Here is a 25,139-nt window from a genome sequence, read left to right on the forward strand (position 1 = left end):
GATGGTTGGTGACGTGGTGGATCAGGCCGCGACTTCGGCGGCTTCCAGGGCGGCGCGCTCGCGCCGGCGGCGCAGGGTCTCGTCCATCGCCTCCCGGTCCATCAGGGTCAGGGCATTGGTCGGGCAGACCGACACGCAGGCCGGGCCGGCGTCGCGGCCGACGCACAGGTCGCATTTGTGCGCCTGCGCCTTGACGCCCAGGCTCATCGTCATGCCGGCGAACTGCCGGACCGCCGGCACCGTCACCACGTCCATGACGCCGAACGGGCAGGCCAGCACGCAGTTCTTGCAGCCCAGGCAGCGCTCCTGCTCCACCTGCACGCTGTTCTGGCGGTAGACGATGGCGTTGTTCGGGCAGGCGTTGACGCAGGGCGCGTCCTCGCAATGGTGGCACATCACCGCGGTGCTGACGTCGGCCGTCCTCACCATGCGGATGCGCGGCTTGAAGGTGTCCGGCGCCAGTCCTTCGACGCCGGCACCATCGGAATGGGCAAGCGCACAGGCGACCTCGCATGTGCGGCAACCGATGCACTTGCTCGGGTTGGCAGTGACAAATCTGTTCATTCCCGTCGTCCTTGTTGGCAGCCGGACGGGGGCCGTCGAACGGCCCCGCCCCGGCGTCGCTTCACTGGTCCCTGACGTTGCGCGCCGGTTGGCCGATTCCGGTGCCGGTGGCTTCGCGACCGATTGAAATCGCTTATCGCCCGATCTTTAAAAGTAATCGACGCCGATAAGTCGATCCTATCGAGTATCTTTTCTTGTTTATCGGAATGAACGGGAGGCTATTCGACAATCAAGACGCCTTATAACGTCCCGTCTTTGTGTCGCACACCTTATACCCACTTTTTTTGTGTGTCCAGTTGACATCGTGCCACCCAGGGGAATAGCGTACTGAAGTCAACGATGGCGATTACGAATCACCGTTGCTCTGACAAAGATTCGCAACAGATGGCTCTCCTTCTGCCACACCGTCCGTGACAACAGGCGGCTGCTGGGGCGTGCGCGAGCCAATACTGTCTTCTTATTGGTCGATCAGGTTTTCTTATCAGGACTTTCAAAACAGATCCTGATTGGCCGATTCGACGCACCCGCCCGGGAAGCCGGAGGTCTGGACATGAATCGCTTCGTTATCGCGGAACCGAAAAAGTGCATCGGGTGCAACACCTGCATGGCGGCCTGCACCGAGTCCCATAAAAAGCAGGGGCTGCAGGCGCATCCCCGGCTGGCCGTCATGCGCACCGGCGACGACACCGGGCCCGTCCTATGCCACCAGTGCGAGGACGCGCCCTGCGCCCGCGTCTGTCCGGTCAACGCCATCACCCATGGCGCCGACGCCATCCTGCTGGATGAGCAGGCCTGCATCGGCTGCAAGATGTGCGCGCTGGCCTGTCCCTTCGGCGCCATCACGCCCAGCGGCACCGGCATCGCCGGGGTCGCCGGCATCGCCGTCGCGACGCCCAGCCATTCGGCGGCGCTCGATCCGCTGCTGGCCTGGGAGATCGGCGTCCGCAGCGTGGCGGTGAAATGCGATCTCTGCGCCTTTTCCGGCGACGGGCCGGCCTGCGTGCGCGTGTGCCCGACCGCCGCCCTTTACGCGGCCGACGCCGATGCCACCCGCCAGGCGGCCGCCGTCAAGCGCACGCTGGCCGCCATAGCCGTCAGCTCGGCACCGGTCGGTCTTGAAACGCCGCTCGCCTCGCTGGAGGGGCTGGACCCATGATTCCACTCTCCCTGCTCATCATGTCGCTGCTGCTGTCCTGCGGCGGCGGCATCCTCTGCCTCCTCCTGAAGCGTCGGGAGGGGGACATCCGTCTTGGCGGCAGCGGCGTCGGCATCGCCGCGGCGCTCGCCGGGCTCGGCGCCGGGCTGACGGCCATCGGCGCCGGCCAGCCGGCCGTGCTCGACGCCGCCGGCCCCTACCCCTTCGCCCATTTCGTCCTGCGGCTCGACCCGCTGGCCGGCCTGATGATCGCGGTCATCTCGCTGCTGTCGCTGGTCGCCTGGATTTACGGCTTCGCCTATGTGCGCGAATACGCCGGGCGCGGCGTCGGGGCGATGGGCTTCTTCATGAACGCCTTCATCGCCTCGATGATGCTGGTGGTGGCGGCCGACAACGCTTTCTGGTTCCTCATCTTCTTCGAGATGATGTCGCTGGCCTCCTACTTCCTGGTCATCTTCGACCAGGACGACGAGGCGGTGGGCGCCGGCTTCCTCTACTTCCTGGTCGCCCATGGCGGCTCGGTGCTGATCATGGCCGCCTTCTTCCTGATGGCGAACCGGGCCGGCGGCTTCGATTTCGCCGCCTTCCGCGCCCACCCGCTGCCGGCCCCGCTGGACAGCGTCGCCTTCCTGCTGGCCTTCGTCGGCTTCGGCGCCAAGGCCGGCATGATCCCGCTGCACATCTGGCTGCCGCGCGCCCATCCGGCCGCACCCTCGCACGCCTCGGCGCTGATGTCGGGCGTGATGATCAAGATCGGCGTCTTCGGCATCGTCAAGGTCGGCATCGACCTGCTGGCCGCCAGCGCCGGACCGGCGATGCTCGGCTGGGGCCTGCTGGTGCTGGCCTTCGGCGCGGTGTCGTCGGTGCTGGGCGTCGTCTACGCCCTGGCCGAACACGACATCAAGAAGCTGCTCGCCTACCACTCGGTCGAGAACATCGGGATTATCCTGCTGGGCATCGGCACCGGCATGATCGGCATGGCGCTGCACCAGCCGGTGCTGGCGGTGCTCGGCCTGATGGCAGGCCTCTACCACCTGCTGAACCACGCGGTGTTCAAGGGCCTGCTGTTCCTCGGCGCCGGCTCGGTCATCTTCCGCATGCACAGCAAGGACATGGAGGAGATGGGCGGGCTGGCCCGTACCATGCCCTGGACCGCCCTGTCCTTCCTGGTCGGCGCGCTGGCCATCTCGGCGATCCCGCCGCTGAACGGCTTCGTGTCGGAATGGTACACCTATCAGGCTCTGTTCGCCGCGGCGCTGGAGGGCACCCCGCTGGTGGCGTTCGCCGCCCCGATCGCCGCCGTCATGCTGGCGCTGACCGGCGCGCTGGCGGTGATGTGCTTCGTCAAGGCCTACGGCATCATGTTCGCCGGCGCGCCGCGCAGCCATCACGCGGAGGAGGCGCGCGAAGCGCCGGCCGCGATGGTCGCCGGCATGGCGGTGCTGGCCGTCGCCTGCGTCGCGCTCGGCCTGCTCGCCCCGCTGGTGGCGCCGGTGATGGGCCGCATCGCGGCGGCGACCATCGGCGCGGCTCCGGTCACGCTGGCGGTCGGCGCCACCCTGCTGCCGGGCGACGCCCAGCAGGCCACGCTCTCCACGCCGCTGATCGCCATCCTGCTGATCGCCATGGCTTTCCTGCCGATCGGTCTGAAGGCGGCCTTCGCGGCCAAGCGCGGCGGCGACCGCAAGGTGGCGGCCCCCTGGGCGGCCGGCTATCTGCCGGACCATCACATGCCCGCCACCGCCGGCAGCTTCGCCCAGCCGATCCGCATGTTCTTCGCGCCGCTCTACACCCTGCGCCGCTCGATCGCGGGGCGCTGGACCGGCATCGCGCTCGGCTTCGAGCGGGTGGTCACGCTGGCGCGCCGCACCGAACCGCTGGCCGACCGGAGCGTCATCGCCCCGATCGTCGGCGTGGTCGACGCGGGCGGCAAGCGGCTGCAGGCCATCCAGGGCGGCGATTTCCGGATCTACTGCCTTTACATCGTCGCGGCGCTGATCGCGCTGCTGGCGCTGGCCGTCTGACGGGAGGACGCCATGCTGACCTTCTCACACTTCATCCTAGGGCTGTTCCAGGCGCTCCTCCTGCTCGCTGCGGCGCCGCTGGTCTCCGGCCTGTCGCGCATGGTCCGGGCGAAGCTGCACACCCGCCACGGGCCGGGCCCGCTGCAGGACTATCGCGACATCGCCAAGCTGCTGACCCGCCAGGACCTGACCCCGCCGAACAGCGGCTTCGCCTTCCGCGCGATGCCGGCGGTGATGCTGACGACGGTGCTGGTCATCGCCATGGGCATCCCGATGCTGACCCGCTTCACGCCGGTGGCGCCCATCGGCGATCTGATCACGGTCATCTATCTGTTCGCGCTGGCCCGCTTCTTCTTCTCGCTGTCCGGCATCGACAGCGGCAGCTCCTTCTCCGGCATCGGCGGCAGCCGCGAGCTGACCATGGGCGTGCTGGTGGAGCCGGTGATGCTGCTGTCGCTGTTCGTGGCGGCCCTGCTGGCCGGCTCGACCAACCTCGGCGCCATCGGCACCGCCATCGCCGACGGCCATGTGCGGTCGGCCACCGCGACGGTGATCGCCGCCCTGTCCTTCGCCTACGCCATCTACATCGAGCTGGGCAAGCTGCCCTACGACATGGCGGAAGCCGAACAGGAGCTTCAGGAAGGCCCGCTGACCGAATATTCCGGCCCGTCGCTGGCGCTGATCAAGTGGGCGATGGCGCTGAAGCAGACGGTGGTCGTCGCCTGGTTCATCGGCGTCTTCCTGCCCTTCGGCAGCGCGTCCGGGATGTCTTTCTTCGGGCTGCTGTTCGGGCTGGTCGCCTTCGCCATCAAGCTGGTCCTGATCTTCGCCGCGGTCGGCGTGGTCGAGAACAGCGTCGCGCGCGTCCGCTTCCGCCTGACCCCCCAGCACAGCTGGGTCGGGGTCGGCGCCGCCTCGCTCGCCTTCGTCTTCTATCTGGTCGGCCTGTGAGCCGGCGAGGGGCAGCATCATGATAACACTCCCCACGGAACCGCTCAGGCTGTTGGCGCTGGCCGCCATCCTCGTCCCCTTCGGCGGTGCGGCGGTGATCGCGGCATCGGACCGGGCCTCGACCAAATGGCTGTGCCAGGGCTTCGCCGCCGCCACCGTCGCGGTGATCGCCATCCTCGCCCTGTCGCTGCTCGGCGACGGCAGGATCGGCGGCACCTACGAGCTGATCTCCTTCGGATCGGTCTCGATCCTCGGGCTGGTGGTGGACAGCGTCAGCGTGCTGATCGCGCTGGCGGTGATCGCCATCGGCCTGCTGGTGGCGGTCTATTCCGCCGCCTACCTGAACGCCGGCAACCGCGAGCATCCCGACATCGGGCGGCGGCGCTTCTACGCCTTCCTGCTGGTGTTCATCGGCGCGATGACCGGGCTGGTCTTCAGCTCCACCGTCGTCGGCCAGCTCGCCTTCTTCGAGCTGACGGGCGCCTGCTCCTGGGCCCTGATCGGCTACTACGAGTCGCCCAAGGCGCTGCGCTCGGCGGCCAAGGCGCTGCTGGTCACCCACGTCGCCTCGCTCGGCCTCTACGTCGCGGCGGCGCTGCTGTTCCTGTCGACCGGCACCTTCGCGCTCTCCGCCATCGCCGATCTGGCGCCGGGGATGAAGGCGGTGGTGCTGCTGGCGATCCTGGTCGCCGCCTGGGGCAAGTCGGCCCAGCTTCCCTTCCACATGTGGCTGCCCGACGCCATGGAGGCCCCGACCCCGGTCAGCGCCTATCTGCACGCGGCCTCGATGGTGAAGGTCGGCGTCTACATCTTCGCCCGCGGGCTGATGTCGTCCGGCGGCGCGCCGGAGATCGTCGGCTGGGTCGGCTCGACCATGGCGGTGCTGACGCTGGTCTACGGCTTCTTCATGTATCTGCCGCAGGTCGACCTCAAGCGCCTGCTCGCCTATTCGACCATCACGCAGCTCGCCTACATTCTGCTGGCGCTGTCGCTGTCGGTCTTCGGTTCCGACCTCGCCTTCAAGGGCGCCATCGCGCACATCTTCAACCACGCCTTCGCCAAGACGCTGTTCTTCCTGGTCGCCGGCGCGCTGAGCTACACCGCCGGCACGCGCCTGCTGCCGTCGCTGCGCGGCATCGTCACCAAGTCGCCGCTGCTCGGCGTCGCCTTCGTCTGCGCCGCCCTGGCGATCACCGGCGTGCCGCCCTTCAACGGCTTCTTCAGCAAGTTCGCCATCTTCGCCGGCGGGTTCGAGGTCGGGGCGCAGCACTGGGCGCTGCTTCTGCTGGTGGTCATCGCGCTGGCGGAATCGGTCGGGTCCTTCGCCTGGTTCCTGAAATGGCTGGGCCATTCGGTGCCCGGCAAGCCGTCCACCACCATGGCAGCGGCGGCCCCGCTGCCGGCCGGCATGAAGTTCGTGCTGGTCGCCCTGGTGGTGATGACGGTGGTCTCAAGCTCCATCGCCGCCTCGTGGCTCGGTTGAGGGAGGGAACGGTCATGAACGGATTTCTCATCGTCAACGGCCTGTCGGGCCTGCTGATCGTCAGCTCCCTTCTGGTCACGCTCGCCGGCAACCCGGCCAACTCCGCCCGCTTCTACGCGCTGCAAAGCTTCATCCTGGTGATGCTGTTCGTGGCGCTGGCCGGGGCCACCGGGTCGGGCGAGCTGTATCTCTGGTCCTTCACCGCGCTGCTGACCAAGGTGATCCTGGTCCCGGCAATCATGTACCGGACCTTCCGCCGGCTCAGCGATCCGGCCATCGGGTCGGGAGCGGTGATGCCGACGGCGTTGTCCATCGTCGGCGCGGCGGTCGCCGTCATCCTGTGCTTCGGCGTCGCGTCCAAGGTGACGCTGCCGGCGGCCGACGCCATCAAGCCGGCGCTGGCGGTGTCGCTCGCCCTCTTCTTCATCGGGCTCGGCTGCATCGTGGCGCAGCGGAACATCCTGAAGCAGGTGTTCGGCTATTGCCTGATGGAGAACGGGTCGCACCTGACCCTGGCCCTGCTGGCCCCCAACGCGCCGGAGCTGGTGGAGATCGGAATCGCCACCGACGCGATTTTCGCGGTGGTGGTGATGGCGGCGCTGGGATCGCGGATCTTCGACACGCTGCACACGCTCGACGCGCGCCAGCTCACGAGCCTGAAGGGATGACCGCCATGGTACCCTCGATCCTTCCCCCCCTCCTCCTGATCGGTCCGCTGGCGGTGGCGGTGTTCCTGCTGACCCTGCCCTGGTTCCGGGAGTCGCTGCCCGAGACCCTGGCGACCGACCAGGGCAGCGTGGCGCTGCTGGAGCGCATCCATCTGGGCTCCATCGGCTACGTCTTCCTGCTGAGCGCCGCGGCGCTGGTCCAGGTGCTGTCGAACGGCGCCATCGCCGCCTTCGGCGACTGGCTGTTCGTCGACGCGCTCGGCGCCGTCTTCATGATGCTGATCGGCGTAGTCGGGCTGCTGACCGGCCTCTATTCGATCGCCTACATCCGCCACGACCTGGAGGCCGGCCTGATCGACGCCGGCAAGGTCCGGATCTATTACGGCTTCTTCAGCCTGTTCCTGTTCACCATGCTGCTGGCGGTGACCGCCAACAACATCATCATGATGTGGGCGGCGATCGAGGCGACGACTCTCGGCTCCGCCTTCCTGGTCGGGCTGTACGGGCAGAAGTCCTCGCTGGAGGCCGCCTGGAAATACGTCGTCATCTGCACGGTCGGCGTCGCCTTCGGCCTCTACGGCACGGTGCTGGTCTTCTCCAACGCCGCCGACGTTCTGGCCGACCCGCATCAGGCGGTGCTGTGGACGGCGCTGGTCGGCCACGCCGCCGAGCTGGACCCGATGCTGGTCAAGCTGGCCTTCGTCTTCGCCCTGATCGGCTTCGGCACCAAGGCCGGCATCTTCCCGATGCACGCCTGGCTGCCCGACGCCCATTCCGAGGCGCCGAGCCCGGTGTCCGGCCTGCTGTCGGGCGTGCTTCTGAAATGCGCCCTGCTGATCGTCATCCGCTTCTACGTCATCACCGTCGGCACGGTGGGCGTCGGCTTCCCGCAGACGCTGCTGCTGACTCTGGGCGTGCTGTCGGTCGGCGTGTCGTCGCTGCTGTTCTTCGTGCAGCAGGACCTGAAGCGCAAGCTGGCCTATTCCAGCATCGAGAATGTCGGGCTGATCGTCGTGGCGCTCGGCGTCGGCGGGCCGCTCGGCATCGCCGCGGCGCTGCTGCACGCCATCAACCACAGCGTCACCAAGGCCCTGTTCTTCTGCACCGCCGGCAACGTGCTGATGAAATACGGCACCCGCGACCTGCGGGCGGTGAAGGGCGTGCTGCGCGCGGCCCCGGCCACCGGCCTGCTGATGATGGCCTGCGCCCTGGCGCTGGCCGGCTTCCCGCCCTTCAACATCTTCGTCAGCGAATTCATGGTCTTCATGGCCGGGCTGAACGAAGGCTACGGCTGGATCATGGCGCTGGTCGCGCTCTTCCTGTGCATCACCATCGCCGGGCTGGTGAAGATCGTCGCCGACAGCGTGCTGGGCAAGAGCCCGGAGACGATGGCCAAGGGTGACGTCGGCTGGAGGGCGCTGGCCCCGCTGGGCGTCCTGGCGGTGCTGGTGCTGATGCTGGGCTTCGCGGTGCCGCAGCCGCTGTCCGATCTGGTCCAGCAGGCGACCGCGGTGGTGATGAACGGCGACAGCCGCCCGGTGGTCGCCGCCCCCTGGCAACAGTACGACACGGTGCGCGCCGGTGGTCCCCTGGTGACCGGCAGCCTCTCGCAGACGGAGATCTCCAAATGAACCTCATCACTCCGGAACGGGTCGGGAGCGGCTATATCGCCTCCCTGCGCGAGAGCCTGCCCCACGCCATCCTCGACGAGTCCTGGCAGACCGGCGCCCAGGTGACCATCACGGTCAAGCCGGTGTCGCTGCCCGACGTGGTCGCCAGCCTCTATTACGACCACAACGGCTGGCTCTCGGTGGTCGTCGGAAACGACGAGCGGCCGCTGAACGGCGCCTACGCCGTCTACTATGTGCTGTCCATGGAGGGCGCCGACCGCTGCCACGTCGTGGTGCGCTGCGAGGTGCCCGCCGACACGCTGGAATTCCCCTCCGTCACCCCGCGGGTGCCCGCCTGCGTGTGGGGCGAGCGCGAGGTGCGCGACATGTTCGGCCTGCGCCCGGTCGGGCTGCCGGACGAACGCCGCCTCGTCCTGCCCGACGACTGGCCGGACGAACTCTATCCGCTGCGCAAGGATTCGATGGACTACCGGCTGCGGCCGGCGCCGACCAGCGACGACGAGACCTACCAATTCATCAACGAGGCCAAGCAGGAGACCCGCGTCGTCCCGCTGGGGCCGCTGCACATCACTTCCGACGAGCCCGGCCATTTCCGCCTGTTCGTCGACGGCGAGGACATCATCGACGCCGACTACCGCATGTTCTACGTCCACCGCGGCATGGAGAAGGTGGCCGAGACGCGGATGGGCTACAACGACGTGACCTTCCTCGCCGACCGCGTCTGCGGCATCTGCGGCTACGCCCACAGCGTCGCCTACGCCAGCTCGGTGGAGAACGCGCTGGGCATCGTGGTGCCGCCGCGGGCGCAGGCCATCCGCGCCATCCTGCTGGAGACGGAGCGGATGCACAGCCATCTGCTGAACCTCGGCCTCGTCTGCCATTTCATCGGCTTCGACACCGGCTTCATGCAGTTCTTCCGCGTGCGCGAGAAGGCGATGACGCTGGCGGAGCTGCTGACCGGCGCGCGCAAGACCTACGCGCTGAACCTGATCGGCGGCGTGCGCCGCGACATCCTGGGCGACCAGCAGGCGAAGACCCGCGAGTTGGTCGCCGAGCTGCGCGACGACGTGACCCGGCTGGTCGAGGTGCTGCTGTCCACCGCCAACGTCAGCGGCCGCGTCAAGGGCGTCGGCCGGCTCGACCCGCAGATCGCCCGCGACTACAGCCCGGTCGGGCCGGTGGTGCGCGGCAGCGGCCACCGCCGCGACACCCGCGCCGACCACGCCTTCGCCGGCTACACGCTGCTCGACATGCCGGTCCATGTGGAGCAGGGCTGCGACGTGCTGGCCCGCACGCTGGTGCGGGTGTCGGAGTTCTTCGACAGCCTGTGGATCATCGAACAGCTGCTCGACAAGGCCCCGGCCGGCCCGGTGCTGAACGAGGACTTCACCTATGTCCCGCACAAGTTCGCTCTCGGCTTCACCGAGGCGCCGCGCGGCGAGGACATCCACTGGTCGATGACCGGCGACAACCAGAAGCTCTACCGCTGGCGCTGCCGCGCCTCTACCTACAACAACTGGCCGGTGCTGCGCTACATGCTGCGCGGCAATACGGTGTCGGACGCCCCGCTGATCGTGGGCAGCATCGACCCCTGCTATTCCTGCACCGACCGTGTGACCGTGGTGGACGTCCGCAAGAAGCGCTCCAAGACCATCGCCTACAAGGAGATGGAGCGCTACTGCCGCGAACGCACGGACTCACCGCTGAAGTGACGGGGGCGACCAATGCTCAAGCTACTCAAGGAAATCCTCCGCACGGGCGAGGCGACGGTCAAGTACCCCTTCGCCCCGATGGAGGTCTGCAAGGACTTCCGCGGCAAGCCGGAACACCGGGCGGCGGACTGCATCGCGTGTGCTGCCTGCACCGTCGCCTGCCCGGCCAACGCCATCCAGATGGAGACCGACACCGCCGCCGGCAGCCGCACCTGGTCGATCAACTACGGGCGCTGCGTCTTCTGCGGCCGCTGCGAGGAATCCTGCCCGACCGGCGCCATCCGCCTGTCCGCCGATTTCGAGCTGGCGGTGGGCAGCAAGGCGGACCTGACGCGCAAGGCCGTCTTCACGCTGGCCGGCTGCGCCTGCTGCGGCAAGCCCTTCGCCCCGGCCAAGGAGGTCGACTACGTCGCCCGCCTGTTGGGCCAAAGCGCCCGCAGCGCCGAGGAGGCGGAGCGGCTGCGCCTGACCGCCGCGACCTGCCCGGCCTGCAAGCGCGCCCAGGACGTCCACCAGATCGCCGGCATGGGGATCGCCCGACAGATGGACGCCGGGCAAATGGACGCCGGCCATTCGGAAACCGAACACGCGGTCAAGGAACGGGAGACCACGCCATGAACGCACCACTCGCCCCCAACGCCCTGGTGGCGGAGATGTCGCCGGTCTCCACCAGCGAGCAGATCGCCACGATGAAGACGGCGCTGCTGAAGAACATCCAGCGCTCCGCCTACGTCTATCGCGTCGATTGCGGCGGCTGCAACGGCTGCGAGATCGAGATCTTCTCCTCCATCACCCCGGTGTTCGACGCGGAACGCTTCGGCATCAAGGTGGTGGCCTCGCCCCGCCACGCCGACATCCTGCTGTTCACCGGGGCGGTGACCCGCTCCATGCGGATGCCGGCGCTGCGCGCCTACGAGGCGGCACCCGACCCGAAGATCGTCGTCTCCTACGGCGCCTGCGGCTGCACCGGCGGCATCTTCCACGACCTCTACTGCGTCTGGGGCGGCACCGACAACATCGTGCCGGTGGACGTCTACATTCCCGGCTGCCCGCCGACGCCGGCCGCGACCATCCACGGCTTCGCCGTGGCGCTGGGCCTGCTGGAGCAGAAGCTGAAGGCCGAAACCCACGTCGAGGCCGCGGGCGAGGCCGCCGCGCTGGCCCACCCCGACATCCCCTACGCGCTGCGGGTCCGGCTGGAGCGGGAGGCGCGGCGCATGGCCGGCTACCGCCAGGGCCGCACCATCGTGGAGGAGTTCATGGCCCTGCTGGAAGGGCATGCGCGCGCCCCCGGCGCCCTCACCCTCCCCGACCGCATGACGGCGGCCATCGCCGCGGAGCGCGACCCGCGCCGCGCCGAGATCATCGGCCGGCTGGCGGAGGTCGTGCAGCGGACCATTCGGGGAGAGGCGTCATGAGCACCCTCGCGCACGCCGATCCCGGCTCCATCCCCGGCCTGCGCAACGGTCGCGGCCGGGAGCCCGAGGTGGTGTTCTACCAACTGAACGCCAAGGTGCTGGAGCGCAAGGAGGACATCCCGGAGGACGCCAAACAGGTGGTCTATTATTCGCTGGCCATCGGGCATCACGTCGGGGTCTTCGACTGCTTCACGCCGGCCTTCCGCTGCACCGCCGCGGTGTTCGACCGCGTCCTGGACGCGCTGAAGGACCACGAGGAGGCCCACCGCAAGCTGTCCGGCCTGCTCCGCTTCGGCGAGATCACGGTGGACGGCACCCACACCCGGCCGCTGCTGGCGGCCATCGCGGCGGCGCGGCCGACCACCCCGCCCGACGTGGCGGCGTGGCTGGACGGGCTGGGCGCGGCGCTGGAGGCCATCCGGCGCGAACCGGCGATTTATCTGATGGGGAGACGGCTGTCATGACCGATGTCGTGTTCACGGTTGGGAACGTCCTGCGCGGCGACGACGGCGCCGGTTCGCTGCTGGCCCAGCTTCTTGACGAGGAGCCCGCCCCCGGCTGGACCGTGGTGGACGGGGAGGATGTCCCGGAAAACCACACCCACCACGTCCGCTCGCTGGCGCCGCGCCGGGTGCTGATCGTCGATGCCGCGGATATGCAACTGCCGCCGGGCGCGGTCCGGCTGATCGAGCAGGACAGCGTCGCCGAGCAGTTCATGGTCACCACCCACGCCATCCCGCTCAACTTCCTGATCGACAGCCTGCGCGAGACCGTGCCGGAGATCCTGTTCCTGGGCATCCAGCCGGAGGACACCAGCTTCTTCGCGCCGGTCACCAGCACCGTCCGCGGCGCGGTGGAGGCCGTGCACGACCGGCTGGTGCGCGGCGAAGGATTCGAGGCCTACGAGACGGTGGGCTGATCCGGTGTTCGGGGCAATTCAAGACATGTGAAGGAGTTTCGCCATGGGGGACTCTGCGTCGAAAGACACGCCGGTTCTCGGCATGGACGCCTACGCGCCCGCCGAGATCCAGGACAAGGTCGAAAAGCTGGGGGTGAAGAAGGCGACGATGCCGTTCCTGCCCAGCTTCATGCTGGCGGTGGTCGCCGGAGGCGGCATCGGGTTGGGCGGCATGTTCTTCGTCATCGTGCTGGCCGACCCCGCCCTCAGCTTTGCGGTCCAGCGGCTGCTCGGCGGGCTGGTCTTCTCGCTCGGCCTGTCGCTGGTCATGGTCGGCGGGGCGGAGCTGTTCACCGGCAACTGCCTGATCGTGATGGCGCGGGCCAACGGCCAGATCAGCACGGCCCAGGTCCTGCGCAACTGGGCGACGATCTGGATCGGCAACGCCGTCGGGGCCATCGGCCTCGTCGTCCTGATCTACCTGTCGCATCACACCGAGATGAACAACGGTGCCGTCGGCGCCGCCGTCCTGAAGCTCGCCATCGGCAAGATCGCCCCGGACGCCGTGACGATCTTCTTCAAGGGCATCCTGTGCAACCTGCTGGTCTGCTTGGCGGTGTGGCTCGCCTACGCCGGCCGCACGGTGACCGACAAGATCGTCGCCCTGACCCTGCCGGTCGCCGCCTTCGTCGCCGCCGGCTTCGAGCACTGCATCGCCAACCTGTATTTCCTGCCGCTGGCCTATCTGCTCAAGGTGACGGGCCATGTCCCGGCCGGGCTGGACGTGTCGATGATCACGGCGGGCGGCATCCTGCACAACCTGCTGTTCGCCACGCTGGGCAACATCGTCGGCGGTTCGGTGTTCGTCGGCGGCATCTATTGGCTGATCTACCGCAAGGGCCTGGGCGGCCTGACCCCGCTGCCGCCGCGCAAGCCGCTGCCGTCGATCGGACAACCGGCGGCGACCCATTGACCGTAAAAAAACCGCGGGCTGGCGATGAACCGGCCCGCGGTGCTTTTGACCCAGGCACGGTTTATACGGACATCGCGACCCGCGACGGGACGGCGTAGACCGTGAGGCGGCTTTCGCGCACGAAGGCGACGACCCCGACCCCCACCGTCGCGGCGAAACCCACACACAGCGAGGTCGGGGCGGAGATGGCCGCGATCAGCGGGATGCCGGCGGCGGCCGTCTTGTGGACCAACTCGAAGGAGCAGCGGCTCGACACCACGACGAAGCCGCCGGTGGGGTCGATGCGGGCGCGGGCCAGCGCCCCGATCAGCTTGTCGAGCGCGTTGTGCCGGCCGACATCCTCGCGCACCGCCACCAGCGCGCCATCGGGCCGGGCGAACCCGGCGGCATGGACCGCCCCGGTTTCCCGGTTCAGGCTCTGTCCCGACGGCAAAGCCGCCATGGCACGGTGGATCGCCTCCGGCGCGAAACAGGCTGTGGAGCGGAGCGGATCGAGCGGCCTCAGGGTGTCCGCGAAACTGTCGGTGCCGCAACGGCCGCAGCCGGACCCGCCCATCAGATTGCGCTTGCGGCGCAGCAGGGCGGCAAGCCGCTCCACCGGCAGCTGCATGCGGATGCGGACTCCGTCCGTCAGCTCGTCGATGGCGGTGACGGCCAGTTCATCGGCGCTGCCGACGATCCCTTCGCTGAGGGAAAAGCCGGTGGCGAAATCCTCCAGGTCGGTGGGCGTCGCCAGCATGACGGCGAAGAGATCGTCGGCATAGAGCAGCCCGATCGGCACCTCGTCGACGATCTTCTCCTCCCGCCGGTCGATGCCCGATCCGGTGCAGACGGTCGCCGGCACCAGCCGGAATCCGTGACGGGACAGCGGGGAAGCCGGCGACTGCGGAGCGGGGAGCGGGGCCGCGCAGGCGGTTGCGTGTTCCATGATGGGGCCGAAACCCAAGCTGTGGCGACAGGTGCGGGCGGTGAGGGTCCGGCATCCGCTGTCCAACTCTGCACCCAACCGTCACGCAGCGACATGCGACATTCCGGCTCACCATAAATAATCACCGATGAATTCAGAATAAGACCCACTTATTGCGCCATAGAAATGGCTTATCAAGGCTCTTTTATTGGCAAAAAATTTCGCCATTTCTTCGTTTTGACATTTACAACATTGATCATTCAGTGGTAATTTTTGAGAATAATCTCAACAAGCCGCCTGTTGGGCGGCCTGCCATCGACCCGCCATCTCCGTTTTTCGAGCGATGACGCGCCAGGGCATGGTCGGTCCGCCACGGCGTTTCCCAACCAGGTCCCGCAGCCACCGGCTCTCACAGCGGAGAAGGACGATGCATGAGCTGTCATTGTGCGAACGGTTGCTGGAGTTGCTGGAGGAGCAGTCGCGGCGCCACGCCTTTCACCGGGTCACGCGGATCAAACTGGCGGTGGGCCAGTTCGCCTGCGTCGATCCGGACGCTCTCCGCTTCGCCTTCGACGTGATCCGACGCGACACACTGGCCGACGGCGCGACGGTCGACATCCACCAGCCGCCCGGCCTGGTGTGGTGCGAGGACTGCGCCCGCGAGAGGGAGGTCCCGACGCGGATCGCCCCCTGCCCGGCCTGCGGCGGCCTGCGCCTGACCCCGCGCGGCGGCGACGACCTGACGCTGGTCGAACTGGAAGTGGCGTGACCACCGCGACAAGGAGCCCTGCCATGTGTCTTGGAGTTCCGGCCAGGATCATCGCTATCGCCGACGCCGTGCGGATGCTCGCCGTCGCCGACATCCTGGGCGAACGGCGGGAGGTCAATCTTTCCTGCATCGTCGAACCGGGGGAAGCCCTGTCCGATCAGGTCGGGCAGTGGGTCCTGGTCCATCTGGGTTTCGCTCTTTCCCGCGTCGAGGAAGCCGACGCACGGATCACCCTCGACCTGCTTCGCCAAGTCGACGAGGCGGAAGCCGGACGAGGGCATCTGAAGGCCTCCCTGCTCGCCTGACCGGGGCGAAGCGGCCGGTCGAACCCCATAGGAGATCGTTCCGATGAACAGGTTGCTTTCCGCCGGCACCGCCGGCCTTCTCGTGGCGACGCTCGCCCTGCCGGCGGCCGCCCACACCGGACAAGCCGGCGGCGCGATGTTCGTTCAGGGGCTTCTCCACCCGCTGACCGGCATCGACCATCTGCTGACCATGCTGGCGGTCGGCGTCTGGGCGGCGCAGAACGGCGGGCGCGCGATCTGGCTGCTGCCGACGGCCTTCATCGCCATGCTGTCCGGCGGCGCCGTGCTCGGCATGGCCGGGATCGCGCTCCCGGCGGTCGAAGCCGGAATCGCCGCCTCGGTGGCGGTGCTCGGGCTGCTGGTGCTGCTGAACAAGCGGGTGCCGGCCGCCGCCGCCGCGGTCCTGGTCGGAGCCTTCGCCGTGCTGCACGGCCATGCCCATGGCACCGAGATGCCGCAAACCGCAGACCCCTTCCTCTACGGCCTGGGCTTCGTGCTTTCCACCGCGATGCTGCACGCCACCGGCATCGCCATCGGCCTCGCCCGCCGCCTCCCACGCCGGCTGCTCGCAACCCGCGCGCTGCGGCGGCCGGAGTCGAGAGCACGGTAAATCACACCTCCGGACGGCCGCGCCCGCCGTTCGAAGGCAAGCGTGGAGCCTGATGTGTCAGGTTCCACGCTGATGGTATGAAGCGGTGCCATCATAGCATTCGGCCTGATGCAGGCATGCGTCGCAGACCGTCGGCCTTGCGACCGGACGCCCTTCAGCCCACAGGCATTCATAGAAGAAGCGTTTCCAGCGGAGCTTCCGCGTGTTGGCCTCGGCCAGGGACGGGAAATGGCGGGCAAGGAGTGCCGCCAAATGGGGACGATCCGCCAGACCCAGGCTGCGCCAAAGATGGTCGTTCTCAAGACAGGCCCGGGCGATGACATCGGCAAGCGGCAGCGCCGATGCGTCGTTCTCCAGGCGATGGCGCATCAACAAATCGCGAAAGTCCCGTTCCTCGCGCAGGAGCCAATTGTCCGCGCTGTTGCCCTCACGCGATACGGCCGACGTCACCCCGGCACAGCCGCATCGGACTCCGCCCAAACGCTTGACGTGATCGGAAAAGCAGGTGCCGGGCGTCCAACCCGCGGCGGCGGCCGGGAAGTGCGCATCGATCAGCGCGGCCAGCGCGCCCGCCTCCAGCCCGAGCCCATGGACGTAGGAAACCGGCCGGCCGCTGCAGCGATGGAGCAGGATGCGGGCAAGGTCCCGGGTGTCGGGAGCATGCGGGGTCCGCGACCATGCCATCAGCCCATCCTGAGCGCTTTTTCTGTCCATCTGCACGGCGTCCCGAACTCCTCCGGCGGAAGGCCCCATGGTAGCACGTGTCCGCGGCCTTCAGACACCGGATGGCCCGGACCTCGATCGACGCCGGCAAGACCGGGAGGGGAGAAGTTCCCGAGCTTGTCCGCACGCCGCATCCGGTCGCACTCGGCCAAGCGGCTCCGGAGATCCTGACATTGCCGCCGCATTATATTTTAAAATTGAAATCTATATTTTCAAAAGAAGACGAATTCTGCCGCCGGGACGCGGACGTTATTCGTTTTGTGTCAGAACGCAACGTTCCTTGGTAAATTTTTTCTTTCCCCGTCGCCCGTGTTACACGCCGGCGGCGGCCATGCTGGCGCGCTTCACCGCCAAGCCCCTTGTCGCTGCGGTGAGAGCGCGCTCCAAACACGATCGTCGCAATTTTCCTCTGGTGCACGGCCCGGAAATCGCCTACAAGCGGCTTCCCGCTGCAAGGCGGCGACAGGAGTGTAGCTCAATTGGTAGAGCACCGGTCTCCAAAACCGGGGGTTGGGGGTTCGAGCCCCTCCACTCCTGCCATTCGACACAGAATTCGAATGGCCCCGCGCGTGGCAGCGCCAATTTCCTGAAATGTGGAATTTTCGAAACACTCATCGGCATCGGAGCCGAGGATTGTGTTCTTTTGGTTAATAAATCTTCATCCTCACTCTTCTAAACGGCCCGCTGCCGCACGGCGTTACTAGCCGCTTCGCCATCCTTCGACACCAACCGATAGAACCGACGCGCCTGTATGCGCGCGTATAGCCATGGCTTGATTATCAAGACATAGTGCGGTTGCGTTTTGATCGGCCATTTTTTAGATAAGATCGTACGAAATACATAGGTATTTCGAAAAAAAGTATATCCATTTCGTTCACGCATAGAACTTGGCGAGCGTCCCTTGAGCTAAACGCGCAAGGGACGTCATATGCAGCAAAGAATGCAACCTCTGGGGGGCGCCCCCACCGGATCGGCGTTGGACCGGCGGCGGGAACCGAAACGCTCCTGGCCTTCCCTGTCCATGGCTGGATCACCCCGGCTTCACTCCCATACGGGGGAAAATCTCCACGAGCTGGACGATTCCGGCCTTCTGGAGCGCATCGCGACCCGGGATCAGACGGCTTTCTGGGTCTTCTGGTGCCGCCACTACACCGACCTGTTTTGGACGTATCACAGGTTGTGCAAAGGAAACAGGCAGGAGATCCACGACTGCTTGAGCGGGCTCTGCATCAATCTGTCGGAAGCCCTTCCCCTCTACGCGCGATCCATCATCAAGACGCGCACCTGGCTGCGCCGCACCGCCATCAACCACTTCATCGACCGGCACCGCGCCCACCAGCGCCATCCCGTCCTGGTCGGCTCCCTCGTCGAAATCGCCTCCATCGCCGACGGGACCAGCGGCCGGGACGCCATGGACCCGGAACGCACCAACGCCGACCGCGCCCTGCTCGCCAAGGTTCTGGAGTCGCTCGACGGCATCCGGGACGAGCGGATGCGCCAGGCCGCCCGCATGCGCTTCATCGAGGAGCAGCCCTACGCGGACATCGCCGCCGAGCTGTCGATCTCCGAAGAGCTGGCGCGCAAATGGATTCAGCAGATCCGCAGCTACCTGCGCAGCGCGGTTCCCGACCATCGCGACCTGCTGGCGAAGCCGCCCCCCGACACGCCGCAGTCGCGGCGCGCGACCAAGCACGGCGTGCTGACCAGAACGCGTCCGCCCAAGCCCTCCACCACTCCGCCATCCAAGACGATGAAGCCGGCGCTCTGACCAGCATCGCCACCCGAGCGCGACCTTTTCCACGACGCTTTCGCTCAACGATTTCCACGACCGGAGCCATCCATGCCCGACCAGACCATGCCCGCCCCCGCCGTCCAGCCCGCCAACCGCAAGAGCGCCAAGCCGATCAACCTCGCGCTCCAGGGGGGCGGCGCCCACGGCTCCTTCACCTGGGGCGTGCTCGATCGCATCCTGGAGGACGGGCGCCTGACCATCGACGGCATCGTCGGAACCAGCGCCGGCGCCATGAACTGCGCTGTCACCGCCTACGGCCTGACCATCGGCGGTCCCGAGGGGGCGCGGAGCAAGCTGCGCGAGTTCTGGCGCCGCATTTCCGACGAGGCGAAGAAGGGTCCGCTTCAGCCGACCCCGCTCGACAAGATGTTCAGCAAGGGGAACATGGACTTTTCCCCGCTCTGGCAGATGTTCGACGCGCTGTCGCGCATGATGTCGCCGTACGAGCTGAACCCGATGAACATGAACCCGCTGCGCGACGTGCTGTCGGACGTGGTGGACTTCAAGCGGTTGCGCAAGGCGCCGGCCTGCAAGACCTTCATCGCGGCGACCGACGTCTGCGCCGGCCGGCTGAAGGTGTTCGGCCCCAAGGACATCTCGGTGGACGCGGTGCTCGCCTCGGCCTGCCTGCCCTTTCTGTTCCAGGCGGTGCAGGTCGGCAACGCCTTCTACTGGGACGGCGGCTATTCCGGAAACCCGCCGCTGTTCCCGCTGATCGACCAGTGCGACAGCCGCGACATCCTGATCGTCCAGATCAACCCCGTCCGCGTGCCGGTGCCGCCGCGCACCGCCCGCGAGATCATGGACCGCGTCAACACGCTCAGCTTCAACTCCAGCATGATGCGCGAGCTGCGCGTCGTCGACTTCGTCTCCAAGCTGATCGATGCCGGCGAGCTGAGCCCCGACAAGCACAAGAAGATGCACATCCACACCGTCGACGCCGAAGAGGTGGTGGAGAAGCTGGGCGTCACCAGCAAGCTGAACGCCGACTGGGACTTCCTGACCTACATGTTCGAAACGGGCCGCCACAAGGCCGAGGAGTTCCTGGATCAGCATTTCGACAAGATCGGCCGGGAATCCTCGACCGACATCAGCGCGAAGTTCCTTGCATGACGGGAACGCGGACGGGCCGGCGGGGCAGCACCACCGCCTGGGCGGACATCGATCTGCACGCCCTCGGCCGGAACCTGGAACGGCTGCGCCGCGGCCTTCCCCCCGGTCAGGCGGTCCTTGGGGTGGTCAAGGCGGACGCCTACGGCCACGGCGCCGGACCGGTCGGGCGGGCGCTCCAGCGGTTCGGGGTCGACGGGCTGGCGGTGGCCGACATGGGCGAGGGCATCACCCTGCGGCGGGCCGGAGTCACGGCCCCCATCCTGGTCATCGACCCACCGCTGTCCAGCCAGCTCCGGCTGCCCGCCCTGCACCGGCTGGGCGCCACCGTGACCAGCCTGATCGAGGCGCGGGCGCTCGCCACCGCCGCCAACCGCGCCGGCCGGACGGTCGATGTGCATGTCCGGGTGAACACCGGCTTCGCCGGCTTCGGGGCGCCGCAGGCGGACCTGACCGACCTGCTGGCCGCGGTCGCCAGCGCGCCGACGCTGCGGCTGGAGGGGCTCTACACCCACCTGTCCGGCGCCTACGGCCCCTATGAGGACGGCGGCCTGGCGGAGCTGGAGCGGTTCGGCGAGGCGGTCGACGTGGCTCGGGCCGCCGGGCTGCTGCCGCCGCTGGTCCACGCGCTCAGCAGCCCGGCGCTCGGCCGGCCCCTGCTGACCGCGGCCGCGGCGCGCATCGGTTGCACGGCGGTGCGGTGCGGAGCCGCCCTGTTCGGCATCCGCATGGTGGACGGTGAGTCGCCCCTCCCCCTCGCCCCGGTGATGAGCCTGAAGGCCCGCGTCACCCGCGTGACCGCGCTGGAGCCGGGCGACGTCGCTGACTACGCCGCCGCCAGCGCGGCGCCCCGGCGCATACCGGTGGCGGTCCTGCCCTTCGGCTTCTCCGACGGACACCATCTGCACCGGCTTGCCGGCGGAGTGCTGCTGATCCGTGGCCGCCCGGCGCCGATCCTGGCGCGCCCCTTCATGAGCGGCCTTCTGGCCGACCTGACGGACATCCCCGGCGTCCAGCCGGGCGACGAGGCGGTCCTGATCGGGCGGCAGGGCGATCACCGGATCACGGTGGAGGACATCGCGGCGCGGTCCGGGCTGCGGCCCAGCGCGGTCCCGCTTCTCGGACCGCGGGTCGTCCGCCGTTACCGGACCGGCGCCACGGGAGAGGAGCAGCCGGAATGAGCCCGCATTCCTCCTCCGACGCCCCCGGAGCCACGGCGATCACCCGCCGCGGCTGGATGGCCGGCGCCGCCGCCGCCGGTCTCGGCGCCAGCCTCGGCGCCCTCTGCCCGCCGGCCACGGTGCTGGCCGCCCCCCGACCGCTCCCCTCGGTCCGGGACGTGCCGCGGCGCTGGCGCGTCGGCTACGCCGAATCCATGCCCTACGGCAACTACGCCGCGACCCTCGCTGCCATCCTGGGCGAGCTGGAGCGGATGGGCTGGACCGGCGAACTGACCGGCATGCCCTACCGTCCGGGCCAGACCGACACCGCGGCCCTGTGGTCCTGGCTGGCCGCCCGAGCCGGCAGTCCGGTTCTGGAGTTCGTTGCCGACGCTCACGCCACCAATCTGACGGCCGAGGGCGCCGCCGCGCTGGTGAGGCGCCTGCAGGACCCGCCCGACATCGACCTGATGATCGTCATGGGGACGGTGGCCGGGGTCGCCCTGGCGACCGACGCCCACCGGGTGCCGGTCCTCGCCTTCTCCTGCACCAACCCGATCGCCGCCGGGATCGTCGAGTCGGAGACCGACACCGGGCGCGATCATGTGTGGGCGCATCTCGACCCGCGGCGCTTCCAGCGCCAGCTCTCCATCTTCCACAAGACCTTCGGGTTCCGGCGGCTGGGCATCGCCTACGACGACAGCCCGACGGGGCGGGCCATCGCCTCGCTGCCCGACATCGAGGCGACGGCCGAGCGGCTCGGCTTCGCGCTGGTGCGCCGGCATGTCCGCGCGCCGATCGACCATCTCGACCAGTACCGCTACGAGGTTGATCTGACCGCCGCCTGGGACGGGCTGTCGCGCGAGGCCGAGGCCGTCTACATCACCTACGGGCGTTGGCCGCTGGACCGCTTCACCGCGCTGGCCCGACCCTTCCTGAAACGGCGCATCCCGACCTTCTCTCAACTCGGCCCCGAGGAGGTGGAGCGCGGCGCGCTGATGAGCATCGCCCGCGCCGACATGGCGGGCATCGGCCATTTTGGCGCCGCCACCCTGGCCCGCGTCATGGCCGGCGAGCCGCTGCGCCACCTGCCGCAGGTCTATTTCGACACCCCGTCCATCGCCTGGAACGCCGCGACCGCGGCCACCATCGGCTACCGCATCCCCTTCCCGGCCCTGCTGGCGGCGGATTCACTGCACGGAGTGCTCTAGCCATGGCCTCACCCGGCGCCCCGTCCGGCCGCTCCGGCCCCCTCCGCGCCTTCCTGGTGTCGGTGCTTCTGGTCGGGGTGACCCTGGCCTTCAGCCTGAGCATCAATCTCGGGTCCTTCCGCCAGAATTACGCGGGCACGCTGATGGCCGCCTTCGCGGTGGTCGGCGGCAAGACCGTGGAGAACGTCCAGGACGCACTGGGCTACGGCAAGCCGTTGGACGATTTCTACGGGCTGGAAGCGATTCTCGACCAGCTTGCCGCCAATCTGCCCTGGGCGCGGGGGATCGGGGTGGCGGTGGCCGACGGGCGCGTCGTCGCCACCGCCAAGGGCCGACCGGTGGAGCCGATGGAGGAGGCCACCCTGCGCCGCGCCCGCGCGGAGCTGGAGCGGCGTCCCCATTGGTTCCGGCACGAGCCCGACCACGGCACCTACAGCCTCTATCTGCCGATCCGCAATCCCGGCGAGGCCGAGCGGGACGGACGGACCGCCGACGCTCCCGCCGGCTTTCTCATCGTCCAATCCGACAGCGCCCGGGTCGACGACCGGGTGGAGGACTTCCGCGACCGCACCCTGCCGCAACTCCTGTGGACGGGGCTGGGAACGGTCGGCTTCCTCGGCCTGACCGGGCTGGCGATGGCCTTCGGGCTGCGCCGCGCGCCGGAGGCACGACGGGTCCGCCTGGAGCGCCTGCGCCGGCTGCTGGCGCTCGGCGCGATGCTGGCCGCCCAGACCGCGGCGGCGGCGGAATGCTACACGCTGATCTCCACCGCCCATCTGGATGCCGCCGAACAGGCGACCCAGATCGTCGCCCGGATGATCCGCAACGACGTCGAGTCGGTGGTCCGGCGCGGACTGGACTATGGGTCGCTGGCCGGGGTGGACGGCTATTTCGAGCGCATCCGCGCCAGCATGCCCACCCTGCAGTCCATCGAGCTGGCCCTCCCCGGCATTACCCCGCCGAGTCACGACGCCCGCCACATCGTGGGCGGTGTCCCCTTCCTGTCGGACATGCCGGACGTGACGCTGCGCTGGCCGCTCGCCCAGGACCGCGGCGGCGAGGGGCGCGAGCTTGTGGCCGTGGTGGATGGCGACCGGGTGGCCGCCCAGCTGACCGAGTTCGGGCTGGACATGGCGACCATCCTCGTCACCTCGCTTCTGTTCATGTTCGAGATGGACCGCGTGCTCGGCGGACGGACGCGGATGGCCCGCCGCACCGGAAACGGGCGGGCCGAACCGGCAAGGCCCGTGTCGGGCGCGACCGGTGATTTCGCGGGCTCCATCCGCTTCTCGGCTTTTCTGATGTATTTCGGCGCCTTCCTGCCGGTGTCCTTCGTGCCGCTGCTGATGACCAGTTTCGGCGGGAACCCCTTTCCCCTGCTGTCGCCGCCCCAGGTCGCCGCGGCGCCCCTGACGGCGGAGATGCTGTGCGGGGTCGTCGCGGCGCTGGCCGCCGGACGGCTGACCGGACGAGTCGGCTGGCGGGCGGTCTCGCTGGCTGGCTTCGCGGCGACGGCGGCGGGGATGGCTCTGGCCGCGGCGGCGGCGGCCGCCGCCGACCCGCTGCTGTTCGTGGTGGCCCGCGGGCTGGGCGGGGCGGGCGGCATGGCCGGGCTGATCGCCGCGAACGCCCTGATCGGGCGGCTGCGGGGTGTTGCCGACAGTTCCGCCCTGCAACCCGGCCTGTTCGCCGGCATGTACGCCGGGGTCAACTGCGGGGCGGTGTCGGGCGCCCTGCTCTCCACCACCTACGGCCCGGTGACGGTGTTCGCCGCGGGCGCCCTGATTCCGGTCGCCGGGCTGCTCTACACCGCCTTCGGCATCCCCCGCCTGCCCGGAGCCGTGCCGCCGGACACGCACTGCGCGCCCGCGGCGGTTCCCACGCCATGCGGGACGGTTCACCCGCGCCGGCGGCGCATCAAGGTGCCGCTGTTCCTGGCGCTGATCTCCCTGCCCACCGCGGTGGCGGCGATGTTCCTGCCCTTCTACCTGCCGCTGTTCATCGCGGACCTCGGCCTGTCGTCGGCGACGGTGGGCCGCGCCTACCTGCTGCACGGCCTGTGCGTCGTGCTGGCCGGGCCGTTGCTGACCCGGATGGCGGCGCAGCGCCTTCCGATCCCGGGGGTGACCCTGCTGTCGGCGGCGATGATCGCCGGGGCGCTGGCGCTGTTCGGCCTCCAGGCGTCGCTGTGGACGGCCTTCGCCACGGTGTTCCTGATCGGCCTCGCGGAAAGCTTCGGGCTGTCCGCCCAGATCCGCCATGCCGAGCTTCTGGCGGCGCGCGAGGCGCGGCGACGCGATTCCGTGCTGGCCCTGCACGTCAACACCCGCAAGCTCGGGCAGGCCGCCGGGCCGCTGCTGTTCGGCACGCTGGCCGCCGCCGTCCCGCTGGGCGCCGGGCCGGAGGGGGTGGGGGTGATCGGCGGGCTGCTGGCCGGAAGCCTGCTGCTCTTCGCCCTGCTGACCTGGCGGCGGACCGTCCCGCACCGCATCGGGCGGGCGCGGACGGAGGGCGGACGATGACCGGCCTGTGCTTCGCCCTCCTGACCCCGGACGCGCTGGGCGCCGTCCTGGCGTTGCAGCGGGAGGCCTGCGGCCCGCTGATGCACCCGCTCACCGCGGCCGAGCTGTCCGACATGCTTGCCGGGCCGGCGGAGGGGCACGGGGTGGTCCTCGGGGCTGTGACCGACCATGCGCTCGCCGCTTTCCTCGCCGTGCAGTTTCCCGGCCGGGCCTCCCACAATCTGGGCCGCGATTACGGCCTTCCGGACGGGGATCTCGACCAGGCTCTGCACTTCACCGGCATCCTGGTGCATCCGGACCGGCGCGGGCAGGGTCTGCACCGGCGCCTGATCGAAACCGCCGCACAAGGGGTCCTGACGCCGGGCCGGCACCGCTACTGGTTCGCCACCGTCCGGCCCGAGAACACCGCGAGCGTGCGCGGGATGCTGTCGGTCGGCATGCGCGTGTTCGCGCGCAAGCCCAAGCACGACGGGCACGACCGCCTCCTCTTCGTCCGAGACCTGTCCGCCCCGGCCGGCGGCTGAGGCTCCCCTTGTCCCTGCTCCCCTGGCC

At 68.7% G+C, this 25,139-nt stretch carries 25 protein-coding genes and 1 tRNA gene; 23 read left to right on the forward strand and 3 right to left on the reverse strand.

The window, feature by feature from the left end; all coding sequences use genetic code 11:
• Positions 1–21 precede the first annotated feature (21 nt).
• Positions 22–564 (reverse strand): 4Fe-4S dicluster domain-containing protein, encoded by a 543-nt coding sequence (locus DXK32_RS02370; RefSeq protein WP_114857047.1) that lies wholly within the window; start codon positions 562–564, stop codon positions 22–24.
• A 550-nt stretch (positions 565–1,114) separates the two neighbouring features.
• Between DXK32_RS02370 and DXK32_RS02375 the strand changes: the two genes are divergently transcribed.
• Genes DXK32_RS02375 through DXK32_RS02430 form a run of 12 tightly spaced genes read left to right on the forward strand, consistent with a single transcriptional unit; the run spans position 1,115 to position 13,478 of the window.
• Positions 1,115–1,720 carry a 4Fe-4S dicluster domain-containing protein gene (locus DXK32_RS02375; protein WP_114857048.1) on the forward strand — a complete coding sequence of 202 codons (606 nt, stop codon included), beginning with the start codon at positions 1,115–1,117 and terminating at the stop codon, positions 1,718–1,720.
• On the forward strand, positions 1,717–3,744 hold the full coding sequence (gene hyfB, locus DXK32_RS02380) for a hydrogenase 4 subunit B (protein WP_114857049.1): 2,028 nt from the start codon (positions 1,717–1,719) through the stop codon (positions 3,742–3,744). Before DXK32_RS02375 ends, hyfB begins: the two co-directional genes overlap by 4 nt.
• A 12-nt stretch (positions 3,745–3,756) precedes the next feature.
• Positions 3,757–4,695, forward strand: coding sequence for a respiratory chain complex I subunit 1 family protein (locus DXK32_RS02385; RefSeq protein ID WP_114857050.1), 939 nt, complete (start codon positions 3,757–3,759; stop codon positions 4,693–4,695).
• 19 nt (positions 4,696–4,714) lie between these two features.
• Positions 4,715–6,178 (forward strand): hydrogenase 4 subunit D, encoded by a 1,464-nt coding sequence (locus DXK32_RS02390; protein WP_114857051.1) that lies wholly within the window; start codon positions 4,715–4,717, stop codon positions 6,176–6,178.
• Positions 6,179–6,192: 14 nt separating this feature from the next.
• Complete coding sequence (gene hyfE, locus DXK32_RS02395) at positions 6,193–6,846, forward strand: hydrogenase 4 membrane subunit (protein ID WP_114857052.1); 654 nt, start codon at positions 6,193–6,195, stop codon at positions 6,844–6,846.
• Between the two features lie 5 nt (positions 6,847–6,851).
• Positions 6,852–8,477, forward strand: a complete 1,626-nt coding sequence (locus tag DXK32_RS02400; RefSeq protein ID WP_247876935.1) for a hydrogenase 4 subunit F — start codon at positions 6,852–6,854, stop codon at positions 8,475–8,477.
• A complete protein-coding gene (locus tag DXK32_RS02405; RefSeq protein WP_114857054.1) occupies positions 8,474–10,189 on the forward strand; it encodes an NADH-quinone oxidoreductase subunit C in 1,716 nt (571 codons plus the stop codon). The genes DXK32_RS02400 and DXK32_RS02405 overlap by 4 nt, the downstream gene beginning before the upstream one ends.
• Positions 10,190–10,201: 12 nt before the next feature.
• Complete coding sequence (locus DXK32_RS02410) at positions 10,202–10,807, forward strand: formate hydrogenlyase complex iron-sulfur subunit (RefSeq protein WP_114857055.1); 606 nt, start codon at positions 10,202–10,204, stop codon at positions 10,805–10,807.
• On the forward strand, positions 10,804–11,607 hold the full coding sequence (locus DXK32_RS02415; RefSeq protein WP_114857056.1) for an NADH-quinone oxidoreductase subunit B family protein: 804 nt from the start codon (positions 10,804–10,806) through the stop codon (positions 11,605–11,607). The genes DXK32_RS02410 and DXK32_RS02415 overlap by 4 nt, the downstream gene beginning before the upstream one ends.
• Positions 11,604–12,071, forward strand: coding sequence for a formate hydrogenlyase maturation HycH family protein (locus DXK32_RS02420; RefSeq protein WP_114857057.1), 468 nt, complete (start codon positions 11,604–11,606; stop codon positions 12,069–12,071). Before DXK32_RS02415 ends, DXK32_RS02420 begins: the two co-directional genes overlap by 4 nt.
• Complete coding sequence (hycI, locus tag DXK32_RS02425) at positions 12,068–12,526, forward strand: hydrogenase maturation peptidase HycI (RefSeq protein ID WP_114857058.1); 459 nt, start codon at positions 12,068–12,070, stop codon at positions 12,524–12,526. The genes DXK32_RS02420 and hycI overlap by 4 nt, the downstream gene beginning before the upstream one ends.
• A 43-nt stretch (positions 12,527–12,569) precedes the next feature.
• Complete coding sequence (locus tag DXK32_RS02430; protein WP_114857059.1) at positions 12,570–13,478, forward strand: formate/nitrite transporter family protein; 909 nt, start codon at positions 12,570–12,572, stop codon at positions 13,476–13,478.
• Positions 13,479–13,539: 61 nt separating this feature from the next.
• Here DXK32_RS02430 and fdhD read toward each other — a convergent pair whose 3' ends face one another.
• Positions 13,540–14,406, reverse strand: a complete 867-nt coding sequence (gene fdhD / locus DXK32_RS02435; protein ID WP_114857106.1) for a formate dehydrogenase accessory sulfurtransferase FdhD — start codon at positions 14,404–14,406, stop codon at positions 13,540–13,542.
• 406 nt (positions 14,407–14,812) lie between these two features.
• Between fdhD and hypA the strand changes: the two genes are divergently transcribed.
• Genes hypA through DXK32_RS02450 form a run of 3 tightly spaced genes read left to right on the forward strand, consistent with a single transcriptional unit; the run spans position 14,813 to position 16,069 of the window.
• The gene (hypA, locus tag DXK32_RS02440) at positions 14,813–15,154 is read left to right on the forward strand and encodes a hydrogenase maturation nickel metallochaperone HypA (protein WP_040137113.1); all 342 of its coding nucleotides are present in this window, start codon (positions 14,813–14,815) and stop codon (positions 15,152–15,154) included.
• A 23-nt stretch (positions 15,155–15,177) separates the two neighbouring features.
• Positions 15,178–15,459, forward strand: a complete 282-nt coding sequence (locus DXK32_RS02445) for a HypC/HybG/HupF family hydrogenase formation chaperone (RefSeq protein WP_114857060.1) — start codon at positions 15,178–15,180, stop codon at positions 15,457–15,459.
• A 43-nt stretch (positions 15,460–15,502) separates the two neighbouring features.
• Positions 15,503–16,069, forward strand: a complete 567-nt coding sequence (locus DXK32_RS02450; protein WP_114857061.1) for a HupE/UreJ family protein — start codon at positions 15,503–15,505, stop codon at positions 16,067–16,069.
• A 57-nt stretch (positions 16,070–16,126) separates the two neighbouring features.
• Here DXK32_RS02450 and DXK32_RS02455 read toward each other — a convergent pair whose 3' ends face one another.
• A complete protein-coding gene (locus DXK32_RS02455; RefSeq protein WP_162801039.1) occupies positions 16,127–16,783 on the reverse strand; it encodes a nitrogen fixation protein NifQ in 657 nt (218 codons plus the stop codon).
• 71 nt (positions 16,784–16,854) lie between these two features.
• Here DXK32_RS02455 and DXK32_RS31975 point away from each other — a divergent pair, with 71 nt between their 5' ends.
• The 8 genes from DXK32_RS31975 (at position 16,855) to DXK32_RS02490 (ending at position 25,111) form a co-directional block, all read left to right on the forward strand.
• Positions 16,855–17,079 carry a hypothetical protein gene (locus tag DXK32_RS31975; RefSeq protein ID WP_162801040.1) on the forward strand — a complete coding sequence of 75 codons (225 nt, stop codon included), beginning with the start codon at positions 16,855–16,857 and terminating at the stop codon, positions 17,077–17,079.
• Between the two features lie 177 nt (positions 17,080–17,256).
• A tRNA-Trp gene (locus DXK32_RS02460) sits at positions 17,257–17,332 on the forward strand.
• Between the two features lie 481 nt (positions 17,333–17,813).
• Positions 17,814–18,560, forward strand: a complete 747-nt coding sequence (locus DXK32_RS02465; protein WP_114857063.1) for an RNA polymerase sigma factor — start codon at positions 17,814–17,816, stop codon at positions 18,558–18,560.
• A gap of 72 nt (positions 18,561–18,632) precedes the next feature.
• Complete coding sequence (locus tag DXK32_RS02470) at positions 18,633–19,697, forward strand: patatin-like phospholipase family protein (RefSeq protein ID WP_114857064.1); 1,065 nt, start codon at positions 18,633–18,635, stop codon at positions 19,695–19,697.
• Positions 19,694–20,875 carry an alanine racemase gene (gene alr, locus DXK32_RS02475; RefSeq protein ID WP_114857065.1) on the forward strand — a complete coding sequence of 394 codons (1,182 nt, stop codon included), beginning with the start codon at positions 19,694–19,696 and terminating at the stop codon, positions 20,873–20,875. Before DXK32_RS02470 ends, alr begins: the two co-directional genes overlap by 4 nt.
• Entirely contained in the window at positions 20,872–22,065 is a 1,194-nt protein-coding gene (locus DXK32_RS02480) for an ABC transporter substrate binding protein (protein ID WP_114857066.1), read from the forward strand. Before alr ends, DXK32_RS02480 begins: the two co-directional genes overlap by 4 nt.
• Before the next feature lie 2 nt (positions 22,066–22,067).
• A complete protein-coding gene (locus DXK32_RS02485; protein WP_114857067.1) occupies positions 22,068–24,587 on the forward strand; it encodes an MFS transporter in 2,520 nt (839 codons plus the stop codon).
• Complete coding sequence (locus tag DXK32_RS02490) at positions 24,584–25,111, forward strand: GNAT family N-acetyltransferase (protein WP_114857068.1); 528 nt, start codon at positions 24,584–24,586, stop codon at positions 25,109–25,111. Before DXK32_RS02485 ends, DXK32_RS02490 begins: the two co-directional genes overlap by 4 nt.
• Positions 25,112–25,139 lie beyond the last annotated feature (28 nt).

Origin of the sequence: Azospirillum brasilense, assembly GCF_003349955.1 — a bacterium.
Taxonomy (GTDB): Bacteria; Pseudomonadota; Alphaproteobacteria; order Azospirillales; family Azospirillaceae; genus Azospirillum; species Azospirillum brasilense_B.

Coding starts and splice junctions, on each gene's coding strand:
- DXK32_RS02370 (WP_114857047.1), bottom strand. CDS start 564: ATGAACAGATTTGTCACTGCCAACCCGAGCAAGTGCATCGGTTGCCGC.
- DXK32_RS02375 (WP_114857048.1), top strand. CDS start 1,115: ATGAATCGCTTCGTTATCGCGGAACCGAAAAAGTGCATCGGGTGCAAC.
- hyfB (WP_114857049.1), top strand. CDS start 1,717: ATGATTCCACTCTCCCTGCTCATCATGTCGCTGCTGCTGTCCTGCGGC.
- DXK32_RS02385 (WP_114857050.1), top strand. CDS start 3,757: ATGCTGACCTTCTCACACTTCATCCTAGGGCTGTTCCAGGCGCTCCTC.
- DXK32_RS02390 (WP_114857051.1), top strand. CDS start 4,715: ATGATAACACTCCCCACGGAACCGCTCAGGCTGTTGGCGCTGGCCGCC.
- hyfE (WP_114857052.1), top strand. CDS start 6,193: ATGAACGGATTTCTCATCGTCAACGGCCTGTCGGGCCTGCTGATCGTC.
- DXK32_RS02400 (WP_247876935.1), top strand. CDS start 6,852: ATGGTACCCTCGATCCTTCCCCCCCTCCTCCTGATCGGTCCGCTGGCG.
- DXK32_RS02405 (WP_114857054.1), top strand. CDS start 8,474: ATGAACCTCATCACTCCGGAACGGGTCGGGAGCGGCTATATCGCCTCC.
- DXK32_RS02410 (WP_114857055.1), top strand. CDS start 10,202: ATGCTCAAGCTACTCAAGGAAATCCTCCGCACGGGCGAGGCGACGGTC.
- DXK32_RS02415 (WP_114857056.1), top strand. CDS start 10,804: ATGAACGCACCACTCGCCCCCAACGCCCTGGTGGCGGAGATGTCGCCG.
- DXK32_RS02420 (WP_114857057.1), top strand. CDS start 11,604: ATGAGCACCCTCGCGCACGCCGATCCCGGCTCCATCCCCGGCCTGCGC.
- hycI (WP_114857058.1), top strand. CDS start 12,068: ATGACCGATGTCGTGTTCACGGTTGGGAACGTCCTGCGCGGCGACGAC.
- DXK32_RS02430 (WP_114857059.1), top strand. CDS start 12,570: ATGGGGGACTCTGCGTCGAAAGACACGCCGGTTCTCGGCATGGACGCC.
- fdhD (WP_114857106.1), bottom strand. CDS start 14,406: ATGGAACACGCAACCGCCTGCGCGGCCCCGCTCCCCGCTCCGCAGTCG.
- hypA (WP_040137113.1), top strand. CDS start 14,813: ATGCATGAGCTGTCATTGTGCGAACGGTTGCTGGAGTTGCTGGAGGAG.
- DXK32_RS02445 (WP_114857060.1), top strand. CDS start 15,178: ATGTGTCTTGGAGTTCCGGCCAGGATCATCGCTATCGCCGACGCCGTG.
- DXK32_RS02450 (WP_114857061.1), top strand. CDS start 15,503: ATGAACAGGTTGCTTTCCGCCGGCACCGCCGGCCTTCTCGTGGCGACG.
- DXK32_RS02455 (WP_162801039.1), bottom strand. CDS start 16,783: ATGGACAGAAAAAGCGCTCAGGATGGGCTGATGGCATGGTCGCGGACC.
- DXK32_RS31975 (WP_162801040.1), top strand. CDS start 16,855: ATGGCCCGGACCTCGATCGACGCCGGCAAGACCGGGAGGGGAGAAGTT.
- DXK32_RS02465 (WP_114857063.1), top strand. CDS start 17,814: ATGGCTGGATCACCCCGGCTTCACTCCCATACGGGGGAAAATCTCCAC.
- DXK32_RS02470 (WP_114857064.1), top strand. CDS start 18,633: ATGCCCGACCAGACCATGCCCGCCCCCGCCGTCCAGCCCGCCAACCGC.
- alr (WP_114857065.1), top strand. CDS start 19,694: ATGACGGGAACGCGGACGGGCCGGCGGGGCAGCACCACCGCCTGGGCG.
- DXK32_RS02480 (WP_114857066.1), top strand. CDS start 20,872: ATGAGCCCGCATTCCTCCTCCGACGCCCCCGGAGCCACGGCGATCACC.
- DXK32_RS02485 (WP_114857067.1), top strand. CDS start 22,068: ATGGCCTCACCCGGCGCCCCGTCCGGCCGCTCCGGCCCCCTCCGCGCC.
- DXK32_RS02490 (WP_114857068.1), top strand. CDS start 24,584: ATGACCGGCCTGTGCTTCGCCCTCCTGACCCCGGACGCGCTGGGCGCC.